The sequence below is a fragment of the Limnobacter sp. SAORIC-690 genome, from assembly GCF_002954425.1.
GTDB classification, from domain to species: domain Bacteria; phylum Pseudomonadota; class Gammaproteobacteria; order Burkholderiales; family Burkholderiaceae_B; genus Limnobacter; species Limnobacter profundi.
The window spans coordinates 1,205,185-1,231,093 of record NZ_MQVZ01000001.1 but is presented as its reverse complement, the minus strand read 5'-3'; the positions used below and the strand labels follow the sequence as shown (position 1 = coordinate 1,231,093).

The window sequence follows — 25,909 nt, the reverse complement described above, 5'->3', positions numbered from 1 at the left end:
TGCAAGTGGGGTCGGTAAAAACCTTTGGCGGATTCATTCTCGACCTTCCGCCCAACACCGACTTGCAACAATACAGCGCGGCTGTTGTGTGGTGTGAACGCTTCGGAGAATTTATCAGCGCCGGGCAGTTTCGCAATTAACTGAACAAAAAGCAGCTGAATGGGTACACCGTTTACGTGACAAATATGCTCAGATAGTCACGTTCTTGGTGCTTTTACTGATGCATCGCAGCAAACCCTCTATGGACTGAAATTGAAGCGCGCCGGACAATGCGTGTCCGCGCAACGAGGCACGGGAATTGGCAAGATTCAATGTGGTGGGGTGTACGGTGAGTGAGGTCGAAATTGACAAGCTGGAAGCCCTGTTACTGGCCAAGCGACAAGCCAAACAAATCAGTGTGTCGATTACTTTGGGTTTGATGACTATAGTTTTTCTGGACTCAATTTACATTTTGAGTACTGTACTGCACGCCATAGAAGGCACAGAAATTTTTCTGTACCTGTTGATATTCACTATGTATGCAGTGGGTGGTGCCTTTGCCCTGGGCACGCTGGCCCGCTATGCATTTATTCGGCACCTGAAACGGGTGCAAGCCGATATTCACCGAATTGAATTGAAGCGAATTCTAAAACGCAGGCACGGTGAGCGTTTTGATATGACGTTTCCGGTGCCATACAAACCAATTGATCAACAGTGCGGTGAGTTAAATGCACCTCATGTTTCTATTGGCCGTAACCCACGCGAGCAAACGAAGGCGAAAAGCTTGAACTGTCGATTTGGGAACATAAGTATCTGGAGCTTTCTCTGTTCTTATGTCAAAATTGAGCGCGGTCGCACGCGCTAAAGGTTATGGTAGCCATTGATAATATGAAAAAACCTCTTCGTTTTGCGGATGTATTCGCTGGTTGTGGCGGTCTGTCATTAGGCTTGCTCGAAGCCGGCTGCCAGGGTGTTTTTGCCATCGAACGCAGCCCCCTGGCCTTTGAGACCCTGCGCCATAATCTAGTAGACGGGAAACGGTACCAATTTGATTGGCCTTCATGGCTTCCAAAACAAGCCATGACCTGTGAAAACCTGTTACTTGAACATGGGGCTCAGCTTGAAAACCTCAAGGGATCGATTGATTTGATCGTAGGTGGGCCGCCCTGCCAAGGCTTTTCAACAGCAGGTCGCCGCGACCCGGCAGATCCCCGCAATCAAATGACAGAGCAGTACTTGGTTCTCGTGGAAAAGCTCCAGCCTCGCTTCCTTGTGATTGAAAACGTGGCGGGCTTCAACATGCGATTTGAAACTGACGAAGCATTTGATAACCTCATCAAGAATCCGAATCACACCTCTTATGCTGACTACGTTGCCGGAAGACTAGAAGATCTGGGCTACTCAGTGTCCCGTGGTCTAGTTAATTGCGCTGACTTTGGCGTCCCCCAGAATCGACTGCGCTACTTGGTGTTGTGCGAACTGAATACCGAAGATGGCGAAACTGTTCCGAGCCTCTTCGAAACCTTAATGGCCTCTCGTAAGGCTTTCCTCGAGAACAAAGGACTCCCGGTCAATCGAAAGATTTCCGTTAAGGAAGCCATAGCCGATTTGTTGGTCGATGGAGCGATCCTAATTGAAAGCACAGATTCAGATACTAAGGGTTTCCAAGAGACCCTCTACCAATCCCCAATGGCTCCGCACGGCTATTTAAAACTAATTCGTGCCCATTTTGGTGCGCAAACGCCAAATAGCCGCAGGCTAGCAAAGCATAAAAAAACAACCGTCGAATATTTCAAGAAGGTTCAGAAAACATGCCGCCCCGGGCGTTGCTTGACAGTCAAAGAGCGTGCAAAGGTCGGAACTAAAAAACATTCGACAACCGTACTTGACCCGAATAGCCCGGCCCCAACAATTACTACACTGCCGGACGACATCTTGCATTACTGTGAACCCCGAATACTAACCGTCCGAGAAAATGCACGAATTCAATCGTTCCCGGATTGGTTTGAATTTCAAGGTAAATACACAACTGGAGGCAAACAACGCAAGCAAGAGTGTCCGAGATACACACAGGTAGGAAATGCTGTGCCACCGCTGATTGCCGACGCTATTGGTGCGATGCTGATTTCGCAGCTAAACCGCACACCCACTGCTGCTTCTGTCGAGTATCTAAGCGAAACAACAAACGAATCCAACGTTCAGTCAGAAGAAATTGCTCCAAGTATGTTGTGAAATTCTTCGCGGCTAACCCCAAAGCTATCGAGATCCAAAGCACAGACATTGTCAACATAGTCTACGACGGCTTTCCCAGCAGCCTCCAGTAAAGACATTTTCTGTTTCGTCATCTGACCGTAAAGTTTGATGTCATCTTTCAGAATTACATCAACACTTTTCATTTTGGCCACCTTGGACAAAGAGCGGGCCGCCAATAATGGTTCGCTATTTTTTATACTAGCTGGTGCTTGACGTACGACAGTAAGCCCACTGCTGTCAGAAGTAGTTGACAGGTGTTTGGTAAATTTAATACACAGGGAGATCATGTCGTTCTCCGAACTCTCACCTTCAATGTCGTAGCACACAATACTGGTGAGCTTGGCATCACACATTCTTTGCACGGCGACCTGAAAGATCCACTTAAGCAATCCTACAATTAATAGTTTTGAGTGATGGCTATCACTCAGCTCTGTTCGAGCAACTAAAGTGCGCTCGTCTTCCTTTCCTTGCAAGGCTTCACCAAAGTGCAAGGAGAAAGCATCCATAAATTCTTTAGACGCTAAATTCCCTTTGATCAACTCATATAAGGTGTGAAAAATATCCTCAGAAGAAGATAGCTTGGACGATCTGGTCGTAATAAACAGCATCCAAGGAGATGGGTGAAATTGAAGCTGATAATCCACCAAGTTCTTTATTGCAACAAGCCGTGTGCTTTCAAAACCCGGGGAAATAATATTGTCGCAGAAATCGAGGTTTACAATATCGAATGGACCGGATTCTTGTACTTTTCTGAATAACGTTGCATGACTGTACTGTAGATCATTAAAACTATACTGAACAACACAGGATGATGAACTGACGTTGGGGTTGTCCAGCAAGCGACTTAGTTGAACTTGAGCTCGCCCCCAAGACTCAGGACTGTGATTCAATCCAAATATCGATATTGCGGCTCCCTCGTTCTCTAAGTTTTTACGCAAGTACATTACATCCAACAAATCCTCTCCCGGCAGGCCAAAATAGCGTATCGTTTGAGGTCCGACAAATTTTTCTTTATCCTGCAGCAGGTATCGAGAGATAGATCCCCACCATTGCTTTTCTCGAACCCACTGCTTTCGGGGCTTGTGCCAAGGTGCATACTTGGGAACCCCTGAAGATTCTAATTCAGGTTTGACCGAAGGGGTTTCCGGAGAAAGTCCAAAATCCTCGGAATCGAGATCAAAGTCGTTTTGCATGTCAGTCCTCGATACCCAAGACTTTTACAATAGCTCGAAATAGTTCTTTTTGCTTTTGATCAGACAATCCGTCGATCAAATCAAAAGAATCCAAAACCTGAACCAATGCCTTAAATTTTTTCAATACATTTTGGGGAATCTCTTGGTTTTTATCCTTTGATGAGTACCACTCAGATAACGCTGATTTTTCGACTTGAAAAAAACCAATTTTTGGTTTTTCATCGCTATGTAAAACCTGTACCGTACGCACATCCTCCATTTCTTTCCGGACCCGTATTGCAACATCTCGAATGAGAGAAGAAATTCGAGCATCGAACTCGCGTCCATCCTCCTCTTTCCTTTCTCCCAGCGCAGCTTTTCTTATATCTTTGAATTTTGCTATTACTTGTCTTAAAGCGTTGTGGAGCCATCGCATCACTATTTGATAGTGTGGATGAGAAACGTTAAAAGACTCTCGATCAATATTTAGAGCGGAGTCCATTCCTTCATTAATAAATATCTCGATACTAAGCTGCCCTTTGATAACATGCTCTGCAACTTGATACTTCATGAAGGAAGCATCAAAAAGCACCCCTGTCGAATTATGTATTCTAATTAGTACGCCATTATGTTCTTTTGGAACAACTTTTGGGCACCACAATATATATGCTTCGAAAGATAAATCACCTCCCGATAACGCTGCACCGATCTTGGAGGTATCAGGGGACGCAGATCCGATAAAGAGAATCGGATGTTTAACCGCCGCCTGAGTACTCGGCAAGTTGTTAAGACGCAACGGACGAAATAATTGTATTTCATCAATTACCACATTGAAGTCTGTTTTATCTGTTGGAGTCATAAGATCGAGCGCCTCCTTTATGGTCTGATTTTTTTCGAGGCTAATTGTTCTGACTTTTCCTTTTGGAGCGTTATTTATGACGTGAACTTCCTCGTAGTCGCTGCCAGACAATAGAAGAGGATGCTTTTCTATGTAATCCACTGGAACAGATAGGCTAAGCGTCCATAGCATGTTTAGATAGTTATCTAAATCCAGCTCAATTTTTGGACTAACAGTTGTGGCCGACCTTTCGATCATGGCCTGGTAAAGTTTCACGAACTTTTCTCGGGGGGCGTCTGAGTTGGTCCATGGAAGAGACTCTTTCTTATGTATTACCGACTCGTTATCGCTATGAATGCAGCCAATATGAAACTTGGGGGCTTCCACAGGTGTCAATTCGCCGTTATGAGATTGGTCTATCTCTGCGGACTCCTGCAGCCATATTCCAACACTCTTCAGCTGGTCTCTCGCGCTCCTCTTTATATTTCTTAATATGATATCCGTGCCGTGACTATCAAGCTGATCGGCGGGTTCTGTCTTAATTTTTACGAATCCGGTTTCAAAGCTCTGCCCGCGTTTCTCGTATTCATTAAGTTGTTGCTCAGAGTAATTATTCAATACGACTTCGGCAATAAGGTAGAAATCAGATCCTGTTTGCTTCGTAACTATCGTAAATTCTCTAGTTAATTGAGCAACACTAAATAGACCAATACCAATCTTGCCAATTAGCTTTCTCTTCTTTACAGGACTTAGGGTGGGGTCTTCAGGATTTGTGATCCCCTTAACATCAGATCGCGAACTTCTTTTGACACTTCCGCCTATGTGGTGAATGAGGTTAGTTAGGGCCTCAATAGACATTCCGTTGCCATCGTCACGAACAACAATATTTTCAAATCGTGGTGCATCTGTATCGATTGATACGGTTTCGGCATCTGCATCGTACGCATTCGATATTAGCTCTCGTAAGGCTGATGCTGGCTGCCTGTATATACCGTCAGTCACACGAGCTAATACTTTTTCATCAGTGGAAAGGACTGCTTCAGAGACTTGCCCAAGCTTTAGCTTGCTTCTTATGTCTTCAGCAAGCTCGTGTGTCTCTTGCTTTTGTATTTGTGCTTTGGTAACCGGCTCTATTTTTTTGTTCACTTTCAAACCTTTAGTCTTGGTTGCTGCTTATTTGAAGAGCCCTTAGCATTCTGCCAACTTTGTCTTCTTATGTTGAATCCAAATGTCAAATGCCTTTTTCCTTCTTCCCAATTTAGGCTGCCAGTAATGGCAGACGGTTTGATGCCGTTTCACCTTGACGAGATAACTTATCGGCAATGACCTCTTCTAACATAACTGATAAGGTACCGCCGTCCAATACGGATGATAATATCTTTACAGCATTTATCATCTGTTGCATCGGGCCTGCTTTCAATTTCGATAACATTGAAGCAACCAGCGGCTGGTTCAATCCCGGTTAAAACCACATGTCTTAGGTGTGTTCTACGACGGTTAATATACGCTCATTGCAATTGGCCTGTCGGCTGCGCACTTTGGACTTAATACCCTCAGTCCATCTGATAGTGGGGGCAAGCGTGCTTTACATAACGGCGCATTTTCAGCTACTACACGAATGTAAAAAGCAACCTGGATAACAGGATTAACTTTCGAGAACTGAGCCGAATTAGAGTAGTAGAAACGTACCGGATCCACAGCGCGAAAGATTATTCTTTCGGGTCGCCGTATTCGGCAAAACAATCCACTTGTTATCCTAGCCGTAGCCCCACATAAAGATGGGCACGGACAGGGACCAGCGCTGCACCCTCAACTCCATTTGTCACAATCAGTTCGACAGGCTTTGAGAAATGTCTAGATCAAAGACTTGCTCGTCCTGTTTTCTAAGTGCCTACAGTTTGCTGTCCCGCTAAAAGGAACCCAAGCGCAGCAATAGAGGTAGTACTACGCCATTAACCTCATGCGGAGAATCACTTTTATACTGCATCGTTCGCGTGCCAAGCCCCTTGCCGAAATCGCTAGCTTTGGTGAGGAAAACCTGAAGTTTATGTTCTATTGCAACTTCTGGATCACTCGCTATGACGCTAAACCGACCAAGCCGCCAAGTTGAGTAAGTGTAAAGCGCCTTTGAACGTCTCAATATCAACATGTTAATAAGCATGGCCTGGGTCTAAGCTCTGTAAACACACAAGCTAAATGAATCCTAAGGATCGGCGGGAAAGTGGCTTCATCATTCATCTCTGTATTCGCAATTAAGCCATTCCTCGTAAGCCATCCCAAACTTATTTTCCAACGCCCGGATTTTTACTTCCGCCCCGAGGAGATCATCTGGTGGGTGTCCCACAAATCTATACCCAATCTTCAAGCGCATATAAATATACTGGACTTGACTCGATAGTAACCCGGCTAAATGACTAAGATGTAATTTTTGCCGCCTTTCGGAAGATCGAAAATCTCGCTCTAGTGCGATTGAGGTTCCGATGGAGTCAGCATGCATCAGGTGACTGGACATCGAGTATCCATGTGAGAAGCAGGATATATTTGAAAAAGCAGGATCTCCCGATCTAGCAAGGTGTCTTAGAAGGCCAGAAAAACCCCACTTGGTTTCTAAACTACGCCTGGCATATTTGTCGAAACGTGACTCGATATCCGTGAGTTCGTCCGGGGAGAGAAGCCGCTCTTGTATGGGCCTCCAGTAGGGCGCCTCCGGATCAGCTACCCCTGCAAGTAGCTCTTCTGCTTTCTTATGGTCTTTCAGCAGCCCTATGTGGAAAAGATCCAATGCATATTCATCATGGCGCTTTTCGAACGTATCAACTGCTTGCAGCAAATACATGAACTTCAAGGTGCCCTCGCAAACGGAGCGAGAAACTACCTCTGCATCCCATAACTGGCCGTACGCACACAGCAGAACGACGCTTTCAGATGAACGCGCGCAGGCACTAGCCAGCGCCCCAATAGAATGAGCGTGCTCCTTAGCCCGATACTGATACCTGCCGACTGGAGACATCAGCGGCAACAGCTCGCGTAATAGCAAAAGGGTTTCTTCTACCCACGCTTGCTGTTGCACCTCTGATGGATCGATTGCCATTACAAAACTTCCTCAAAGAACTGCTGCAATCTAACTTATTGAGTTGATAGCGTTTGCGAATGTCTCTAATGTTCACCATGGGGACTACGTTAGGAGGTGGAACTGTCGTGTTACACCAAACCGTGCGCCTGTTCATCTGCATGGTATGAACTACGAACCATGGCCCCAACGGCTGCATGCGTGAAGCCCATTTCGTAGGCTTTCTCTTCAAACATTTTGAATACATCGGGGTGCACATAGCGGCGCACGGGCAAGTGGTGGCCTGAGGGTGCCAGGTATTGGCCAATCGTGATCATGTCCACTTGGTGCTCGCGCATGTCGCGCATCACCTGCAAAATTTCTTCATCGGTTTCGCCCAGGCCCACCATGATGCCGCTTTTGGTGGGCGTGTTGGGGTGCGCTCTTTTGAATTCTTGCAGCAGCTTCAGCGAGTGTTTGTAATCTGAACCAGGGCGGGCTTCCTTGTACAGGCGCTCGGTGGTTTCCAGGTTGTGGTTCATGACATCGGGCGGGGCAGCATTCAAAATACCCAGCGCACGGTCCAGGCGACCCCGGAAGTCGGGCACCAGAATCTCGATTTTGGTGTTGGGCGACAATTCACGGGTTTTTTCAATACAGGCCACAAAGTGACCAGCGCCACCATCACGCAAGTCATCACGGTCTACGCTGGTAATTACCACGTAGTTCAAGCGCAAGGCTGCGATTGTTTTTGCCAAATTCAGGGGCTCGTTTTCATCGAGCGGATCGGGGCGGCCGTGGCCCACATCGCAGAAGGGGCAACGGCGGGTGCACTTGTCGCCCATAATCATGAAGGTGGCGGTGCCTTTGCCAAAGCATTCACCAATGTTGGGGCAGGAGGCTTCTTCGCACACGGTGTGCAACTTGTGCTCGCGCAGAATTTCCTTGATTTCGTAGAAACGGGTCGACGGCGAGCCGGCCTTCACGCGGATCCAGCTGGGTTTTTTCAACTGCTCGAAGGGCACAATCTTGATGGGAATTCGAGCGGTTTTCGCAGCTGCTTTTTGCTTGACGGTCGGATCGCTGACTGCGCTCAGTTCTTTGGCCACAGCGGACTTTTCATTGATCTCGGACACGTTTTTTGCTCCCTGGCCTTTGGGTGATTGGGGCCATGTGTTTACTTTGCCACCGCGGATCGCGCGGCTTCAAGGTGTTGAATCAGGTATTTCATCAGATGCATTTGCATCTCAGCTTGTGAAATTTTAACACCAATCGTGGCCAAGTCCACTGTTTCCAAACCAGCGTAACCACAGGGGTTTATTTGCTGAAATGGCTTTAAATCCATAGCCACATTCAGCGACAGGCCGTGATAGCTACACCCCTTGCGGATCTTGATGCCCAGGGCGGCAATTTTGGCCAGGCTGCCATGGTGCTGGGTGTACACGCCAGGGGCGTTTGGTTTGCGTTGGGCATCCGCCACACCCACCTGCACCAAGGCGTCAATTATGCTTTGCTCAAGCAATTGAACGTACTCTCGCACCTTCAAACCAAAGCGGCGAAGGTCCAAAAGCGGATAAATAACAATTTGGCCAGGGCCGTGGTAGGTGATTTGCCCCCCACGGTCGGTATTCACCAAGGGTATGTTGCTGCGTTGCAACATATGTGCCGGGTTGCCAGCAAGGCCCAAAGTGAACACAGGGGGGTGTTCACAAATCCAGATCTCGTCGCTCATTGGGCCGTTGAGCTGTTCTGAACGGGCATCTGTGAAATTTCGCATGGCTTCCCAGGTGGGCAAATAGTCCACCAAACCCAATTCGCGAATTTGAAGTGGTACTCCAACTTGCAGGGTATTGGGTTGCGGCTTGCTTTCTTGTTGGTGGATCATGTAGGCATATTTCCGATTTTTCACAATTTCGCAGTCGAGTTCATCATGTCGTCAGAGCCCATTGAATGGTTTGATATTCCCAGCGTCTTGGGGCGCAGGGCTGCGTCCATTCTGGGCCTGTCCAAAGTTCCGATTGTGGAACTGGATGATTCACACCGCCCTTTAATTCTTGCACACTTGCTGGCCCTGAATGAAACGGATCGCCGTTTGCGCTTTAGTTATGCGCTGGGAGATGCCGCAATTGCGAAATACACCGCCAGCATTGATTTTGAGCGCGACTCCGTGTTTGGCATTTTCGGGCGTGATGAAGTACTGCTGGGCGTGGTGCATTTGGCTGAACTGAACCAGCCCAAAGACAGCACAGCCCCAAAGGGTGCGGAATTGGGACTGTCACTGGACGCCAATATGCGGGGGCATGGCCTGGGTACGCTGCTGTTTCAAAGGGCTTTGCGCAGGGCACGCAACGAAGGCATTGAAATGCTGTTTATTTACACCCTGATGGACAACGAAGCCATGCTGCGTATTGCCCACAAACTGAACATGCGGGTGAGCACTGCAGACGGCCAGTGCGAGGCCCACCTGCGCGTAGAGCCTGCCAGCACCAGTTCAATGGTGCGGGAATTTGTTGATGAACATTTAGCCGACATTGACCATTTGTTCAAGGGTTCGCTCAACCAGTTTCGAAAGTGGGCTGAGGAGTTTTAAAGCGTTGCACATTCTGGCAGCGGCTCGCTTCCTTTGAATATCCAGATCGGTGCACTCACCGCCACAATTCGATCGCCCCGTTTTACGCGCACGAAATACCAATTCTTTCCATCGGCTGGGCTTACCGTGAAGCGTCCGTTTTTCCCGGTCTGGGTTTGCAGGGGCAGGTAGCGCTGCGCCTCGTTGGTGCCCGGACCTGACTGTGAGCTGAACAGTTCAAACGACATGCCTTGCAAAGGGTCCATGGCTTGCGTGCTGCGAACGCTGACTTCAAATTGAACGGTGTTGTCCTGTGTACCAATGCGCGAGCCCATTGGTAGGCGTTGCTGGCCTCGCGTGGAGGCCTGAACGGCTTCAAAGGTCAAGCGCAAGGCATTTTCATGTTGGGCCACGGTGTAAAAGCGACGAGCCAGGAAAGCTTCGCGAATGTCAGCCTGGTTGTTGGCGCGTGTAATTGCGACTGTCTTGGGCAAACTGCTACCGCCCCAGTCTGTGGCATGGTGGTCTTCCGAACCGGCTGGCCCCAAGTACCAACCCTTGTCCAGTGCGTGGCCATACCACGAGCCAAACTTGCCATCGGTGTCGTATTCATCGCCTTTGCCAAACACCTCCAGGCCCACCACGCGGTAGTCGGCAGGTGCCACGTATTTGAAGTCGTTAAAGGCGTAAGCCGGGTCGCCTCGCTGAAACACATTCAATGCATTCAGCGCGCCAGCCATGCGTGTGGCCTGGCCCACGCCCTCACCAATTTGCAACAAGGCACCATGCAGCGCATCTTCACGGCCAGGATGATTGAATATCATGAGGCCATCGCCACCGCCACCCAATTGCGGCGACAACACAAACCACTGCCAGAACAAATCCATCGACACCAAATAGCCCGGGCCAAGCTTGGCGTTGATGTTGTGTTTACTCAAATACACATTGGCATGCCCGAAGCGGTCGGAGGTCCACTCAAAACCCCGCATGGCGGTGAACAGGCCAGGCGACTCGCCAGTCACTTGATTGGACTGCGCCAGCGTACTTTGCCATTTGGTGAGGCTGTTGCTCAGATTGTCGGGGTCGGAAATGACACACGACAAAGGCTGGTCTGCGCAGTTGTCGGGATCGGGCAAGGCCAAGGGAATAGCCAGATTGTCGGAGTGGTCCGATGACATCACGAAGTCCATGCCGCGCTCGCGGGTTTGTTGGTAGACCTGAAGCGGATCGGTCTTGGCTTGCCCATCCGAGTAAGCTGTGTGCTCGTGCATGGCACCCAACAAGTGGGAGTAGCCTTGCCCATTCACACCACCGCCATAGAAGGGGGTGCACTGCCCAGCTGAAAACTGCGCGCTTCTCGGTTGTTGAGCGCCAAGGGGAGGCGCGGACAACAAACCGGCCAAGGGGCAACCCACGCGCGTGGGGTCTTGCAGGCACTCCAGAAGACCCGCGTTGCTGCTGGTGTTGCTGCGCACGCTGGCATCCACGCTGCGTTGGCTGACCGAGGTTTGGAAATTGGCTCGGTCTGATACTTCAATGCGGAAGCTTAAGGTTTGATTGGCCAGGTCGGCAGGAATTTGCACCTGGGCCATGGCTTTGTCTGCATTGCTTATTTCCAGCATCGCACCATCGGTTTGTGTCCAGCGATAAAACAGGGTGTCACCATCGGCATCACTGGCGTTGACTTGCAAGTTCAAAGTTTCACCGGGACGCACGGGTTCAGGCAATGCACTGGCGTTTTGAATCACCGGTGCAGTGTTGGCTGGGCGCTGGGGGGTGGTGACATTGAACAGTTTGAAGCCCAAGCCCGCCTCGTTGTCAATTGCAATGGCCCGCAAGGTGTAAGTTTGAGATTCAGGCGAATTGGGCAGTTGCACATTCAAGTTGCAGCTTGTTTCTTCGTATTGAATATTCAGGGTTTCATTGCGCCATTGGTAAGTTTGAATGGTGCCATCGGAATCGGTGGAATCACAGGCGCTGGCCATTAGCCGGTTATCGGCTTGAATAGGCAGCGCATTGGTATTGACCACGGGCAAGGCGTTGTCGAAGGTGTTTTGAATGGTGACCTGAACACGGTCCTCAAGCACAGTGCCGCTGGAAAGCTGGGCTTGCACCACAAACTCAACAGAGGTGTCGTTGTTGACCTGGGGCAGTTGCAGATTCAAAACAGATTCATCCGACCGACCCGCATCACCAAAGAACACGGTTTCTTCACTGGCAGGAAACCAGGCATAAGCCACCACAGAATTCTGATCTGTGTTTTGCACCGTGGCGCGCAGCTCAATGGTGCTTCGCTCTGCGGCTTGCTGATTGCTTCCGGCGCTTAGCGTGGGAGAGGTTTCCTGACCCTCTACCCGTGTGGGAGGGGTGGTGTTGTCATTGCCACCGCATGCAGCCAGCAGTGAAACAAGAAGCGCAGGGAGAAGGATTCGGGTGGTGTACAACATGGCGACAGTCCAATTGGGTTTGGTACTGTTACCAAGCTGCCGGTGCTTAAGATGAGGTGAAACCTACTAAGAGACAAGTCACTAATTTGACACACAAACACCTAGGTCGGCAAATGGCCGATTTTCGCCAATATCAAACAACCATCCGGACTAAATGGTTTGTGAAAACTTCCGTCTGGATTGCGCGTCCAGGTCCCCGCTGGATAAACACCGAGTTCGTCTTGCAAGGTACCCTCCAACACAAATATTTCCTCGCCACCGCTGTGCCGATGAAAGGCATAGGTTGCGCCGGGAGACCACTTCAACAGGAAAGTATCCGTCGTTAGAAAACGATCCAGCCTACAAATTTGAACGCCAGGGAACAGGGTGTTTTCCCACGGCCCTTCCACTGTGTTGATGACCACAGACTGCTGGTCGTCTGGGTGCATGTGACGCAACTTTACCCAAAGAATACAACCGTTATTGGAGCGTGGAGAATGTTTGGTTCCAACAGGATTTTTGACATATGTACCCTTGGGATAAACGCCAAACTCATCTTCAAAAGTACCTTCCAGCACGAAGAACTCTTCGCCACCGCCATGCTCATGTTCAGGAAATGAACAGCCTGCGTCGTAACGAACAATCGAAGTTAAACGCGCCACTTCATCGCCATCGCGTTCCAGTGGTTTGCGCCATACACCGGGGGCTGGTGAGGCAACCCAGTCGACGTTGTTGCTGTTGACGACCGCGCGTTGGGAAAGATCGGCATTGAGTTTCATGGTGCTGCTTGGTGAATACTGCGATAGTCTCATTTTAACGCAAAGCTCGAAAGCCGTTTTGTCTAGCTCAATCAGCTTGGGTTCAGCTGTCTCGCAGCTTTTTAATCGCCCACTCGGCTTGGGTTCCGATCTCTCGCCAGAAAACCTGTTTCTCCCTTGCTGAGCCTTGCGATGCCTGAGAACGACCCTCCTAAACAGCGGGTCGGGTCCGTTCTCTGTCGCCCATGCTGGGCAACACCGGCCCTGCTCGGCATGCAAGGGCAGGTTTTCTTGAAGGCGAGGCGATCGAAACACCGCCGCCGATTGGGCTGCATATCCGTACGTGAGCCACGAAGTGGTGCAGATTCGCCAGCGTCGATAGGGCTTTGAACACAGTCGTGCGTCGCTCGGAGATGGCGAAGCGCGGCACTGGAGAGCTGGGAGCTGAACTTGCAATGGGTCGCACGATGACCAGTCAGAAAACTTGCCGGCTTGGCGCGCAGAGACCAACGATCGAGCCCTGGCGCGAAAGCCAAGACCCGACCGTTACTTTTGGAGGGCTTGGCTTAGTGCAGGCTCAAGACGACAAGCCGAAATGCCAAGTTTTCGGGCAGCGGTGACCCTTCAAGTTCAGCTCAAGAGCCTCCAACGACAGCCTACGCAAGCAACCCACGACGAGTTGGCAATAGACGCCAGTAGGGGCCCTCACATCGACCTGCGGTACTTGCCACCCACCTCAAACAGCGCCTGCGTAATCTGCCCAAGTGAACACACCCGAACAGCATCCACCAGCACCTCAAACACATTGCCACCGTCCATGGCAGTTTGCTTCAAACGCTCCAGCATGGGGCCACTTTCTGCCGCATGCCTTTGCTGAAACTCGGCAAGGCGATCCAGCTGGCTCAACTTTTCTTCCTCTGTTGCGCGGGCCAGTTCAAGCGAGTTCAAGGAATCGGCGTTGTCATTGGGGTTGGTGAATGTATTCACACCGACAATTGGCAAGGTGCCGTCGTGCTTCTGAATTTCATAATGCATCGACTCTTCCTGGATTTTGCTACGCTGGTAGCCTGTTTCCATGGCACCCAGTACGCCGCCGCGTTCGCTGATGCGGTCCAGTTCGGCCAACACGGCTTCTTCCACAAGTTCGGTCAATTCTTCAATGATGAATGCACCCTGGCTTGAATTTTCGTTTTTCGCCAAGCCCCATTCCTTGTTGATGATCAACTGAATGGCCATGGCACGGCGCACGCTTTCCTCGGTCGGCGTGGTCACTGCCTCGTCATAGGCGTTGGTGTGAAGGCTGTTGCAGTTGTCGTATACGGCAATCAGGGCTTGCAAGGTGGTGCGTATATCGTTGAATGCGATTTCCTGCGCGTGCAGGCTTCGGCCACTGGTTTGGATGTGATATTTCAACTTCTGGCTGCGGTCGCTGGCACCATAACGGTCGCGCATGGCGATGGCCCAAATGCGACGTGCAACACGGCCCAATACGGTGTATTCGGGGTCCATGCCATTGCTGAAGAAGAAGCTGAGGTTGGGCGCAAAGTCGTCGATTTTCATGCCGCGTGCCAAATAGGCTTCCACAAAGGTAAAGCCATTTGACAAGGTAAACGCCAGTTGTGAAATTGGGTTGGCCCCGGCCTCGGCAATGTGATAACCGCTGATCGACACGCTGTAGAAGTTACGCACTTCATGGTCGATAAAGTACTGCTGAATATCGCCCATCACGCGCAGGCTGAATTCAGTCGAGAAAATACAAGTGTTCTGGCCTTGGTCTTCTTTCAGAATGTCTGCTTGAACTGTGCCGCGCACAGCCTTCAAAGTGGCTGCCTTGATATTCGCGTATTCATCCGCACTCGGAGCTCGCTTGTTTTTGGCCGTGAACAAGTCCACCTGCTGATCAATGGCAGTGTTCAGGAACATCGCCAAAATGCTGGGTGCCGGGCCGTTGATGGTCATGGACACGCTGGTGCTTGGAGCGCACAAATCAAAGCCGCTATACAACACTTTCATGTCGTCTAGCGTGGCCACACTCACGCCACTGGTGCCTACCTTGCCGTAAATGTCGGGGCGCAGGTCGGGATCAAAACCGTACAGAGTGACCGAGTCAAAAGCAGTCGACAATCGCTTGGCATCGCTTGCACTGCTGAGCATTTTGAAACGGCGGTTGGTGCGTGCGGGGTCGCCTTCACCGGCAAACATGCGGGTAGGGTCTTCACCTTCGCGCTTCACGGGGAATACGCCTGCGGTGAAGGGGAAATAACCGGGCAGGTTTTCCAGCATCACGAATTTCAGCAGGTCGGCCCGACTGGTGAACTTGGGCAGACTGACGCGATTGATTTTCAGGCCACTGAGCGAAGTCACGGTCAACGGTGCTTGCAGGGCCTTGCCGCGCACTTCATAGGTCAGCGTGTCGCTTGGTAACCCTCAGTCAGCTTTGAATAGTCTTTCATGGCCTTCTGCGCAGCCATGCTGATTCGAGTGTTCGTCAACTCAACAATATCGTCCAGCGCTTCCACCGCCTTGGTTTTGTCAGGCTTGTGTTCAAGCAACAGGGCTTGGGCACGTTGCATGCATTCCAGGTCGTACACGGCAGCCACGTCTTTCTGAACTTGCGCTTTGTAGCTGCGCACAGCCTGCGCAATCTCGGCCAGGTAGCGCACGCGCTCGGAAGGCACCACCGCTTTCATGGTTGTGGAATGTTTGGTGTCGATGGAATCGAACAGACCTTTGGAAGGCTTGGCAATCGGCAAGGCCGCACGCAAGGCTTTGTACAGAGCACTGACACCGTCGTCGTTAAAACGGCTGGCCAGTGTGCCGTACACGGGCATGGTGTCGGGCATGCTGGTAAAGGCCATGCGGTTGCGCTGCACCTGTTTGCACACATCGCGTAGCGCATCCAGTGCGCCTTTGCGGTCAAATTTGTTCACCGCGACAAAGTCCGCAAAATCCAGCATGTCAATTTTTTCAAGCTGGCTGGCTGCACCATATTCCGGTGTCATCACATACAGGCTGAAATCCACATGCGGCACAATCGCGGCGTCGCCCTGGCCAATGCCCGGGGTTTCAATCAGCACCACATCAAAACCAGTGGCGCGACACAAGGCAATAATATCGGGCAGGGTAGCGGGCACCTCTTGTGCGGAATCGCGTGTGGCCAACGAGCGCATGAACACTTTGGGGCCATTGCCAGCCCAAGGGCCAATGGCATTCATTCGAATGCGGTCGCCCAGCAAGGCACCGCCGGTTTTACGGCGGGAAGGGTCTACGCACACCACGCCAATGGTCAGGTCGTCGCCATGGTCCATGCGCAGGCGGCGAATCAGCTCATCAGTCAGGCTGGATTTACCCGCACCGCCCGTACCGGTAATGCCCAACACTGGGGTTTTGCTGGCTTTGGCTTGCTCACGAATCACTTCCAAATCGGCAGCAGGCACTTCGTCACGCTCAAGGCGAGTAATCAGTTGGGTTAGCAGGGGCCAGTTGTTGGCCAAAGCCTTGATGCTTTCCGGTGAGCAAGCTGTGTCAATCTTTTTGCGGGCATCGCGCACTTGTGCTGCACGGGCAATCATGTCGCCGATCATGCCTTCCAGACCCATTTTCTGGCCATCTTGCGGGCTGTAAATTCGGTTTACGCCATAGGCCTGAAGGGCTTCTATTTCAGAAGGCAAAATGACACCGCCACCGCCACCAAACACTTGAATGTGACCGGCGTTGTTGGCCCTCAGCTCGTCCACCATGTATTTGAAAAATTCGTTGTGCCCGCCCTGATAGGAACTCACGGCCAGGCCATCCGCATCTTCCTGAATGGCGGCGTCTACCAATTCCTGCACGGAGCGGTTGTGTCCAAGGTGAATGACTTCAGCACCTTGGCTTTGCAACAGGCGGCGAATCATGTTGATCGCGGCGTCGTGTCCGTCGAACAGGGACGAACCAGTTACAAAACGCAGAGGCGTGCCTTTGGTGTCAGTGAGGGGTTTTCCCACCTCGCCGGTGCTGCTTTTCATTCGTGTCTCCTGGATGGTTGCGGTTGTTTTCCACCGCTCGTTTGAATTTCAATTCTAACCTATCCATGCGCCATGCGTAGCACGCAACCAATCCCAAAAAACTCAAAAGCAGAACGCTGGAGATGACCCAATAGGTCAAAGGCACCCCATAAACGGTGATGCCAAGCTGGGGAATAAACAACACCACGCTGAGAATCAGGGCAATCCACACCGCCAGCAAGCGCCAGGTAATTCTTTTAACCTGCCGCCAATACTCGTTTTCAAGTGGGGTGGGTTGCTGGGTTTTCATGGTGTTAGCCTAATTTGCAAACTGGGGCTTGAAGCGATAAACCGCCAAAGTGCTGCGCAAATTGCCCAACAATTCAACGGGTTCGCCGTTTAAAAAAAGTTGTTTGCCCAGTACTTTATGTCCGATTTGAGCAACCAGCGCCTCGAAATCTTTGGGGGTGCACAGGTGAATGTTCGGCGTGTTGTACCACTGATAAGGCATTTGTTTGGACACTGGCATGCGGCCCAATGCAATCGACCACACATGGTACCAATGACCAAAATTTGGGAAGCTGACAATGCCTTCTTTGCCCACCCGGGCGATCTCTTTCAAAATTCGCTCGGTGTTGTGCATGGCTTGCAGGGTTTGCGACAAAATCACCACATCAAAGGCATGGTCCTCGAACATGGCCAGGCCTTTTTCAAGGTCTTGCTGTATCACGTTGATGCCATTGGCCACACTGCGCTGCACATTGCTGTCGTCAATTTCAACGCCATAGCCTGTGGCCTTGCGGGTTTTCATCAAACGGGCCAAAAACGAACCGTCACCACAGCCCAAATCGAGCACGCGTGCCCCCATGGGCACCCAGCTTTCGATCAAATCGAGATCGGCCCGCGGCACCACAATGGGCAGGGGTTGTACATCTTGGCGAACGGCGTGCAGGGTTTTCATGCAAGCTCCTTGGCAATGCGCTCAAAGTATCCGCGCACCACATTGTGGTAGCGCTCATCAGTGAGCAAAAATGCATCGTGACCGTGTGGGGCGTCAATTTCCGCGTAAGTGACATCGCGCTGGTTGGCCATGAGGGCCTCCACAATTTCGCGGGTTCGCTCGGGTGCAAATCGCCAGTCGGTGGTAAAACTGACCAGCAGAAACTTGGCTTTGGCTGCTTGCAGGGCCTTGACCAAATCGCCACCCGTGTGGCGTGCGGGGTCGAAATAGTCCAGCGCTTTGGTTATCAGCAAGTAGGTGTTGGCATCGAAGTAATCTGCAAACTTGTCGCCTTGGTAGCGCAGGTAACTTTCTACCTGAAAGTCCACTTCAAGCCCGTAGTTGTAATCGCCATTGCGCAGAGTGCGGCCAAACTTCTCGGCCATGTCGTCACCGCTTAAATAGGTGATGTGGCCAATCATTCGTGCTAGGCGCAAGCCGCGTTTGGGTACCACGCCGTGCTCATAGTAATTTCCACCGTGAAAATCGGGATCGGTCACAATGGCCTGGCGAGCCACCTCGTTGAAGGCAATGTTCTGTGCGCTCAATTTGGGCGTTGAAGCCACCACCATGCAGTGGCCCACGCGGTCGGGGTAACTCAGGCTCCATTGCAGGGCTTGCATGCCGCCCAAACTGCCGCCCATGACTGCGGCAAATTTTTCAATGCCGAAATAATCAGCCAGGCGTACCTGCGCATTCACCCAGTCTTGAACCGTTACAAACGGGAAGTCGGCGCCGTAGGGTTTGCCAGTTTCAGGGTTGGTACTGCTCGGGCCAGTGGAGCCAAAGCACGAACCCAAGTTATTCACGCCGATTACAAAAAAACGATTGGTGTCCAGCGGCTTGCCGGGACCCACCATGTTGTCCCACCAGCCTTCGCTTTTTTCTTGTCCTTCGTACAGGCCAGCCACATGGTGAGAGGCATTTAAAGCATGGCACACCAGCACAGCATTGCTTTTCTCGGCATTCAAGGTGCCATAGGTTTCAACCATCAGAGAATAGCTGGGCAGGGACTTTCCGCACTCGAGTAAAAGCGGTGCAGTGAATTCAATAAGCTCGGGCTTTACGAAGCCCACGGACTGGTTGGCAGACACAATACGGTGTTTCTTAGGTTGGATTGTTGGTTTTCGCAAGCCTTTGAGTATAAATCGCAAACCGGCATTGAAGGCGGCCCGGTTGCGGGATCAGTCTTCGTGCAATTGGCGCATCAGGGCGTCAATTTTATCGATGTCAAATGTTCGAGTCACCTTTTTGACCAGTTTTTGCGTGGCCTCAAAGTCGGTTTTCAAGAGCAACTCTTTGACATCGAGTAGTTGTGACGGATGCATTGAATACTGGGTAAGACCCATACCCAGCAACAAGCGGGTCAAGCGAATATCACCTGCCATTTCACCACACACGCTCACGGGCACGCCTGCTTTTTCGGCACTGGAGATGACCTCGTACACCAGCCTTAGCACCGCCGGGTGGAGGGGATCGTACAGGTGAGCCACTTGGTGATCCACCCGGTCAACAGCCAGGGTGTACTGGATCAAGTCGTTGGTGCCGATCGACACATAATCGAGGTAACTCAAAAAATGCGGCAGGCTGAGCGCGGCCGCAGGCACTTCGATCATGCCGCCAATGGGCACGGCCTGATTGGCCTGAAAACGCCGTTCGAGCAATTGCTCACGGGCCATGTCGATGTAAGCCAAGGCCTGTCTGGTTTCACGAATGTTGGTGAGCATGGGCAACAGAATTTTCACAGGTCCATGCTTGGCAGCCCGCAACAAGGCGCGAATTTGGGTGAGGAATATCGCAGGCTCGGACAGGCTGAAGCGAATGGAACGCAAACCCAGCGCCGAGGTGCTGGACACCGGGGGGGCACTGCTGTTGGCACCATCGAATTGCAGGGTCTTATCGGCACCCAGATCAAGCGTGCGAACCGTGACCGGCTTGCCTTTCATGGCCTTGATCACCTTGCGGTAGGCTTCGTACTGTTCATCTTCTGAAGGCCATTCCTTGCGGTTCATGAACAGGAATTCGGAACGGAACAGGCCCACACCATCGGCTCCGGCATCGACTACGCCTTTCACGTCTTCAGGCAATTCAATGTTGGCCAGCAGTTCAACCCGGCGACCACACTGCGTGCGTGCCTCCGTGGTAATCAGTCGTTTCAGGCGCTGGCGCGACAAAGCCAGAATGGCCTGCTTGCGCTGGTATTCTTCGACCACCATGACGGCAGGGTCGAGGAATACAGCACCCACCTTGCCATCGACCACCACCAGATCGCCATTGTGTACAAACTCGAGCGCACGCGGCACGCCCACCACGGCAGGTATGCCCAGGCTACGCGCCACAATGGCAGTGTGGGAGGTTGCACCACCCATTTCAGTCACGAAAGCGCCCACGCGGCGACCTTTCAGTTGCACCATGTCGGCGGGCGAAATATCGTGCGCAACAATCAGCCAGGGGTCTTCATTCTCGCCTTCTGGCGGCAGGGGCAAAGCCGTTGCATGCCCGCGCAGCGATTTCAAAACCCGCTCAACCACCTGGCGCACGTCGCTGTTGCGCTCGCGGAAGTAGTCGTCTTCAATCGCGGAGAACTGCTCGAGCAAAACTTCCATTTGCTCAATCAGGGCCCATTCTGCATTGATCAGCTTGCTTTGAATGAGGTTTTTGGGTTCTTCCGACAAAATGGGGTCGGCAAGGATCAGGCTGTGCAGATTCAGGAAAGCATCGAACTCGGCGGGGGAGTCAGCGGCAATTTGACTGCGAATTTCAACCAGTTCATCGGCCACGCGCTTGATGGCATTGTCGAATCTTTTTTTCTCGAAACGAACCGATTTTTTATCGATGCGATTGCGGGGAATATCCCGCATGGCCGTGTCCCACACCAGGGCGCGGCTAACTGCAATACCTCGTGAAACTGCGATGCCATGCAAGGCCAGGGTCATGGTTTACTCGCCTTCGCCAAATTTGTCATCAATCAGGGCCACCAGTGCGGCAATGGCCTCAGCCTCGTCACTGCCTTCTGCCTCCAGCACCACGTTGTGCCCTTTGCCCGCGGCCAGCATCATGACACCCATGATGCTTTTCGCATTCACGCGGCGGCCTGCCTTGCCAATCCACACTTCGGACTGAAAGCGGCTGGCTGTTTGGGTCAACTTGACCGAGGCACGCGCGTGCAGGCCCAATTTATTGCTGATGGTGATTTCTTGCTGAATCATCGTTTTTCGCCGGATTAAAGGTTTGACGTTGTGGCGCTGTGGCACCAGTGCTTACGATACCGTTTCGGCCACCCATGACCAAACGTTCGGCTACTTCATTGATGGGCAAATCCCGAAAACCAAGTGCGCGCAACACCATGGGCAAATTGCAGCCCGAGACCAACACTGTGGGCAGGTTCAACGATTCCACACCGGCACGCACAGCTGCATTGGAGGGAGTTGCGCCAAACAGATCGGTCAGGAACACCACGCCTTCGCCCGCATGCACCTGCCGCGCAGCGGTCTGAATGCGTTGCACCGACTGTTCAATGTCTTCATCGCCGGGTACATCCACGACAGCCAGACCATCTGGCAGAGAACCCATGACGTGTTTCACACATTGAGCAATGGCGTCGCCCAAAGGGGCATGCGTAACCAGAACCAGCCCAAGCATCAGTTGCCCTCCTGCAAGGCGTTTTCAACGGCTTGCACAAAAGTATCCGCAACAGGAAAACCGGTTTGATCCATGATCTCACGGAAGCAGGTGGGGCTTGTCACGTTCACCTCGGTCAGGTTCTGCCCAATAATGTCCAGGCCCACCAGTAACAGCCCACGCTTTTTCAATTCCGGGGCCAGTGTGCGGGCAATGTGCCAGTCGGACTCAGACAAGGGCTGCGCCCTGCCCGTGCCGCCTGCCGCCAGGTTGCCTCGGTGCTCACCCTCTTTGGGCAAACGTGCGAGGCAATAGGGCACCGGCTCGCCATTGATAAGCAACACCCGTTTGTCGCCATCCACAATTTCAGGAATATAGCGCTGAATCATGGCGGTTTTGCGGCCATAGTCGGTCAGCGTTTCCAATATCACACCCACGTTTTGATCGCCTTTTTTCATGCGAAAAATTGAGGTGCCGCCCATGCCATCCAGGGGTTTGGCGATGGCGTCGGGGTGTTGTTCCAGAAAAGCGCGAAGCTGGGCAGCATTGCGCGAAACCAGGGTTGGCACCACAAACTGTTCAAACTGGGCAATGGTGAATTTTTCGTTGTGATCGCGAATGGCCCGCGGGCTATTGAATACGCGCGCACCCTCGCGCTCGCCCTGCTCAAGCAACCAAGTAGCGGTTACAAACTCGGCATCGAACGGTGGGTCTTTGCGCATGATGACGGCATCAAGGTCTTTCAATGCAACCTCTTCACGACCCACCTCGGAATACCAAGGCTTGCTGGCCCGGTCAATTGCAATCCACACCACCTGGGCGCGAACACCAACACCAGTCGCCCAATGCATGCCTCCATCCTCGATCACGCCCACTTTCCAGCCACGCGATTGCGCCGATTCCATCATGGCGATGGAGGAATCTTTCTTCGGGTTCAGGCTGGTGAGCGGATCAATGACGCACACAAAACTCCGACTGCTCATGCGGCCAACTCCATACCTGCTGTAGCCTCCAGCTCTTGCGAAGCAGCCAACGCGGCCAAACGGCCGATTACGCCATAAGCATAGAAACGGTTCATCGCGGCGTCGGGGCGATCACTGCAGTCGGGTGTATTACATGGCGTTTCAAATGCCAAAGGCACAAAGTGCATGCCAGGTGCATTCAGGTTTTCATCGCGGCCACGGCCAGTGTGCACTCGGTAAAAACCGCCCACCACATAGCGGTCGATCATGTAAACCACAGGCTCGGCCACGGCGTCTTCAATGCTCTCGAAGGTGTGCACACCTTCTTGAATAATCACGTCGGACACCTGCAGGCCCTCTTTGATCACCGACATTTTGTTGCGCTGCTTGCGATTCAGGCCAACCACTTCCGAGGCGTCCTTTACAGTCATGATGCCCATGCCGTAGGTGCCTGCATCAGCCTTGACCACCACATAAGGCTGCTCGTCTATGCCGTATTCAGCGTATTTGATGCGTGTTTTGGCAAGCACCTCATCGACAGCCTGCGCCAGGGCCTCTTCGCCCACGCGCTCCTGAAAATTCAACTGATTGCGGTGCGTGAAATACGGGTTGATCAACCAGGGATCAATTTCCAGCATTTCAGAAAAAGCCTCAACGACTGAATCATAGGCTTTGAAGTGCGTACTCTTGCGGCGGGTGGCCCAACCAGCATGCAAAGGGGGCAACAGGATTTGGTCTTTAATGCCTTGCAGAATTGGAGGAACACCTGCGGAAAGATCGTTGTTCAACAACACCGCACATGGCTCCAACCCATCAACACCAACCCGGCTACCGTAGCGCTTGAGCGGTTCCAGCACAATGTGCTGACCATCCGGCAAATCAAAACGGGTCGGTTCGGTGATGTCGGGCGACACGGAACCCAGACGAATATCCAGACCGGTTTGCTTCAAAATGGCAGCCAAGCGGGCCACATTGGTGAGGTAAAAGGTGTTGCGGGTGTGGTTCTCCGGTACCAGCACCATGCTGCGCGCTTCCGGACAAATTTTGTCAATGGCACTCACGGCGGCCTGAATGGCCAGCGGCATCATGTCGGGGGCGAGATTGTTGAAACCGCCAGGAAACAGGTTGGTGTCAACAGGCGCAAGCTTGAAACCTGCATTGCGCACATCCACTGAACTGTAAAAAGGCGGCGTGTTCTCATTCCAAGCCATGCGAAACCACCGCTCAATTTCAGTGGTCTTGTCGAGCATTCGTTTTTCAAGATCCAACAGTGGACCGGTTAAAGCAGTTACAAGATGTGGAACCATCAACATTCTCTGGGTAAGACACTTCGCCAAGTGTAATCCAAAACGCTGCACCGCCACATTGAGGAGGGAAAATCGGGGGGTGAAGCAAAAAAGGCACCCGAAGGTGCCTTTGAATCAGCCCTTTACCCCGGGCTGAAGGATTCCACCTAAGTGGAGAGTGTATTTACTTGCTGTAGGCTGTTTCACCGTGAGAGGTGATGTCCAGACCTTCGCGCTCTGCATCTTCAGACACACGCAGGCCAACGATGAGGTCTACCAGCTTGAAGGAGATTGCAGCCACGATACCAGACCAAACGATAGTGATCACCACGCCCTTGGCCTGCACTGCCAACTGGGAAGCGATTACGAAGTCGTCACCCATGGTGCCGCCCAGGCTAGGTGCAGACAACACACCTACCATCAAGGCGCCCAAGATACCGCCTACGCCGTGTACACCGAACACGTCCAGTGCATCGTCTGCACCCAACATCCTCTTAAGACCAGTCACACCCCACAGACAGATTGGGCCAGCCATCAAGCCAAGGATCAGAGCTCCCATTGGGCCGATTGTGCCGCAGGCTGGTGTGATCGCAACCAAACCACCCACTGCACCGGAAGCGGCACCCAGCATGGACGCCTTGCCTTTCAGCAGTGCTTCAGCAGCGGCCCAGCTCAGTGTTGCGGCAGCAGTTGCCAACAATGTGTTGATGAAGGCCAATGTTGCACCACCGTTGGCTTCCAGGTTGGAACCAGCGTTGAAACCGAACCAACCCACCCACAGCATGGATGCACCAACCATGGTCAATGTCAGGCTGTGTGGAGTCATGGCTTCCTTGCCGTAACCAACACGCTTGCCGATCATGTAAGCACCCACCAAACCTGCAACTGCAGCGTTGATGTGAACCACTGTACCGCCAGCGAAGTCGATTGCGCCATCTGCGAAGATGAAACCAGCAGCGTCCCACACCATGTGAGCGATTGGCACGTAGCTGAAAGTGAACCAGATTGCACAAAACAGCAACACTGCAGAAAACTTGATGCGCTCGGCGAATGCACCCACGATCAGGGCACAGGTAATGGCCGCGAATGTGGACTGGAATGCGATGAAAATGAATTCAGGGATCATCACGCCTTCAGTGAACGTGGCTGACAGGGAGTCAGGTGTCACGCCGCTCAAGAACAGTTTGCTGAAGTTGCCCACGAACGGGTTGTCACCACCGCCGAAAGTCAAGCTGTAGCCGTATACAGCCCACAACACCACGATCAGACAGAACACGGACATTACCTGCATCAGCACAGACAACATGTTCTTTGCGCGGACCAAGCCGCCGTAGAACAATGCCAAGCCAGGAATGGTCATGAAGATAACCAAAATAGTCGCGACCATCATCCAGGTGATATCGCCTTTGTTCACTGTTTGTTCAACAGCTGGGGCAGCTTCTTCTGCGGGAGCAGCTTCTGCGACCATGGGAGCTTCAGCGGCAGGCGCTTCGGCAGGAGCTGCCTCGACGGGAGCAGCCATTGTTTCGGTGGCTTCGGTGGCAGGCGCTACAGGGGTTTCCTGAGCAAATACACCGGGACTGGCAACACTGAAACCCAGTGCTGCGGCCGCAAGCCAGACAGTCAGAAGTTTTCTCATGATTTCCTCACTTCTCTCTGGTTAAAGGGCGTCTTTACCGGTTTCGCCTGTGCGAATACGGGTAACACTCAACAAATCAAACACGAAAATTTTGCCGTCACCGATCTTGCCGGTCTTGGCCGCTGCTTCAATGGCTTCGCATGCCTGGTCTACCAGGCTGTCGTCCACGGCTGCTTCAATTTTCACTTTGGGCAAAAAGTCGACTACATACTCGGCGCCACGATACAGCTCTGTGTGACCTTTCTGGCGACCAAAACCTTTCACTTCGGTAACCGTAATGCCTTGCACGCCGATGGCAGACAGCGCTTCACGGACTTCATCGAGTTTGAAAGGCTTAATGACTGCTGAAATTAGCTTCATTACGCACTCCT

At 52.1% G+C, this 25,909-nt stretch carries 22 protein-coding genes and 1 pseudogene; 3 read left to right on the top strand and 20 right to left on the bottom strand.

Translation table 11 applies throughout. The features are described 5' to 3' along the window. The first annotated feature begins 328 nt into the window (after window positions 1-328). Complete coding sequence (locus tag BSZ31_RS05850) at window positions 329-844, top strand: hypothetical protein (protein ID WP_105027961.1); 516 nt, start codon at window positions 329-331, stop codon at window positions 842-844. Window positions 845-849: 5 nt separating this feature from the next. Next, window positions 850-2,211: a DNA cytosine methyltransferase gene (locus tag BSZ31_RS05845; RefSeq protein ID WP_168426867.1), complete on the top strand. Its 1,362-nt coding sequence runs from the start codon at window positions 850-852 to the stop codon at window positions 2,209-2,211. On the opposite strand, the gene BSZ31_RS05840 is transcribed toward BSZ31_RS05845, so the two are convergent. The 6 genes from BSZ31_RS05840 to lipB form a co-directional block, all read right to left on the bottom strand. Then, window positions 2,178-3,425 (bottom strand): hypothetical protein, encoded by a 1,248-nt coding sequence (locus tag BSZ31_RS05840; protein WP_105027960.1) that lies wholly within the window; start codon window positions 3,423-3,425, stop codon window positions 2,178-2,180. The genes BSZ31_RS05845 and BSZ31_RS05840 overlap by 34 nt on opposite strands. A 1-nt stretch (window position 3,426) precedes the next feature. Then, window positions 3,427-5,388 carry an ATP-binding protein gene (locus tag BSZ31_RS05835; protein ID WP_105027959.1) on the bottom strand — a complete coding sequence of 654 codons (1,962 nt, stop codon included), beginning with the start codon at window positions 5,386-5,388 and terminating at the stop codon, window positions 3,427-3,429. A gap of 112 nt (window positions 5,389-5,500) precedes the next feature. Next, complete coding sequence (locus BSZ31_RS16695) at window positions 5,501-5,698, bottom strand: hypothetical protein (protein WP_146106619.1); 198 nt, start codon at window positions 5,696-5,698, stop codon at window positions 5,501-5,503. A gap of 774 nt (window positions 5,699-6,472) precedes the next feature. Next, window positions 6,473-7,333 (bottom strand): DUF5677 domain-containing protein, encoded by an 861-nt coding sequence (locus tag BSZ31_RS05825; protein WP_105027957.1) that lies wholly within the window; start codon window positions 7,331-7,333, stop codon window positions 6,473-6,475. A 110-nt stretch (window positions 7,334-7,443) separates the two neighbouring features. Beyond that, a complete protein-coding gene (lipA, locus tag BSZ31_RS05820) occupies window positions 7,444-8,427 on the bottom strand; it encodes a lipoyl synthase (RefSeq protein ID WP_105027956.1) in 984 nt (327 codons plus the stop codon). Between the two features lie 41 nt (window positions 8,428-8,468). Further along, window positions 8,469-9,176, bottom strand: a complete 708-nt coding sequence (gene lipB, locus BSZ31_RS05815; RefSeq protein ID WP_168426866.1) for a lipoyl(octanoyl) transferase LipB — start codon at window positions 9,174-9,176, stop codon at window positions 8,469-8,471. 45 nt (window positions 9,177-9,221) lie between these two features. Between lipB and BSZ31_RS05810 the strand changes: the two genes are divergently transcribed. Further along, a complete protein-coding gene (locus tag BSZ31_RS05810) occupies window positions 9,222-9,881 on the top strand; it encodes a GNAT family N-acetyltransferase (RefSeq protein WP_105027954.1) in 660 nt (219 codons plus the stop codon). Here BSZ31_RS05810 and BSZ31_RS05805 read toward each other — a convergent pair. From BSZ31_RS05805 to BSZ31_RS05740, 14 genes and pseudogenes are all read right to left on the bottom strand, one after another. Continuing rightward, window positions 9,878-12,307 (bottom strand): PKD domain-containing protein, encoded by a 2,430-nt coding sequence (locus BSZ31_RS05805; RefSeq protein ID WP_105027953.1) that lies wholly within the window; start codon window positions 12,305-12,307, stop codon window positions 9,878-9,880. The two genes, BSZ31_RS05810 and BSZ31_RS05805, sit on opposite strands and share 4 nt — an antisense overlap. A gap of 101 nt (window positions 12,308-12,408) precedes the next feature. Continuing rightward, entirely contained in the window at window positions 12,409-13,065 is a 657-nt protein-coding gene (locus tag BSZ31_RS05800) for a cupin domain-containing protein (RefSeq protein WP_105027952.1), read from the bottom strand. 684 nt (window positions 13,066-13,749) lie between these two features. After that, window positions 13,750-15,408, bottom strand: a pseudogene (locus tag BSZ31_RS17780) (methylmalonyl-CoA mutase family protein); the annotation flags it as partial. 41 nt (window positions 15,409-15,449) lie between these two features. Continuing rightward, window positions 15,450-17,051: a cobalamin-dependent protein gene (locus BSZ31_RS17775; RefSeq protein WP_369907262.1), complete on the bottom strand. Its 1,602-nt coding sequence runs from the start codon at window positions 17,049-17,051 to the stop codon at window positions 15,450-15,452. Beyond that, complete coding sequence (locus BSZ31_RS05785) at window positions 17,011-17,340, bottom strand: DUF4212 domain-containing protein (RefSeq protein WP_105027950.1); 330 nt, start codon at window positions 17,338-17,340, stop codon at window positions 17,011-17,013. The genes BSZ31_RS17775 and BSZ31_RS05785 overlap by 41 nt, the downstream gene beginning before the upstream one ends. A 9-nt stretch (window positions 17,341-17,349) precedes the next feature. Continuing rightward, window positions 17,350-17,991 carry a methionine biosynthesis protein MetW gene (gene metW, locus BSZ31_RS05780; protein ID WP_105027949.1) on the bottom strand — a complete coding sequence of 214 codons (642 nt, stop codon included), beginning with the start codon at window positions 17,989-17,991 and terminating at the stop codon, window positions 17,350-17,352. Beyond that, complete coding sequence (locus BSZ31_RS05775) at window positions 17,988-19,124, bottom strand: homoserine O-acetyltransferase (protein WP_105027948.1); 1,137 nt, start codon at window positions 19,122-19,124, stop codon at window positions 17,988-17,990. The genes metW and BSZ31_RS05775 overlap by 4 nt, the downstream gene beginning before the upstream one ends. Window positions 19,125-19,214: 90 nt before the next feature. Then, window positions 19,215-20,966: a phosphoenolpyruvate--protein phosphotransferase gene (ptsP, locus tag BSZ31_RS05770; protein WP_105027947.1), complete on the bottom strand. Its 1,752-nt coding sequence runs from the start codon at window positions 20,964-20,966 to the stop codon at window positions 19,215-19,217. 3 nt (window positions 20,967-20,969) lie between these two features. Further along, window positions 20,970-21,239: an HPr family phosphocarrier protein gene (locus BSZ31_RS05765; protein ID WP_105027946.1), complete on the bottom strand. Its 270-nt coding sequence runs from the start codon at window positions 21,237-21,239 to the stop codon at window positions 20,970-20,972. After that, complete coding sequence (locus BSZ31_RS05760) at window positions 21,208-21,672, bottom strand: PTS sugar transporter subunit IIA (protein WP_105027945.1); 465 nt, start codon at window positions 21,670-21,672, stop codon at window positions 21,208-21,210. The genes BSZ31_RS05765 and BSZ31_RS05760 overlap by 32 nt, the downstream gene beginning before the upstream one ends. Beyond that, the gene (gene gshB, locus BSZ31_RS05755) at window positions 21,672-22,634 is read right to left on the bottom strand and encodes a glutathione synthase (RefSeq protein WP_105027944.1); all 963 of its coding nucleotides are present in this window, start codon (window positions 22,632-22,634) and stop codon (window positions 21,672-21,674) included. Before gshB ends, BSZ31_RS05760 begins: the two co-directional genes overlap by 1 nt. Then, window positions 22,631-23,920 (bottom strand): glutamate--cysteine ligase, encoded by a 1,290-nt coding sequence (gshA, locus tag BSZ31_RS05750; RefSeq protein ID WP_105029769.1) that lies wholly within the window; start codon window positions 23,918-23,920, stop codon window positions 22,631-22,633. The genes gshB and gshA overlap by 4 nt, the downstream gene beginning before the upstream one ends. Before the next feature lie 163 nt (window positions 23,921-24,083). Further along, window positions 24,084-25,538 (bottom strand): ammonium transporter, encoded by a 1,455-nt coding sequence (locus BSZ31_RS05745; RefSeq protein WP_105027943.1) that lies wholly within the window; start codon window positions 25,536-25,538, stop codon window positions 24,084-24,086. A 21-nt stretch (window positions 25,539-25,559) separates the two neighbouring features. Next, window positions 25,560-25,898 carry a P-II family nitrogen regulator gene (locus tag BSZ31_RS05740; protein ID WP_008248258.1) on the bottom strand — a complete coding sequence of 113 codons (339 nt, stop codon included), beginning with the start codon at window positions 25,896-25,898 and terminating at the stop codon, window positions 25,560-25,562. Between the last annotated feature and the right edge of the window lie 11 nt (window positions 25,899-25,909).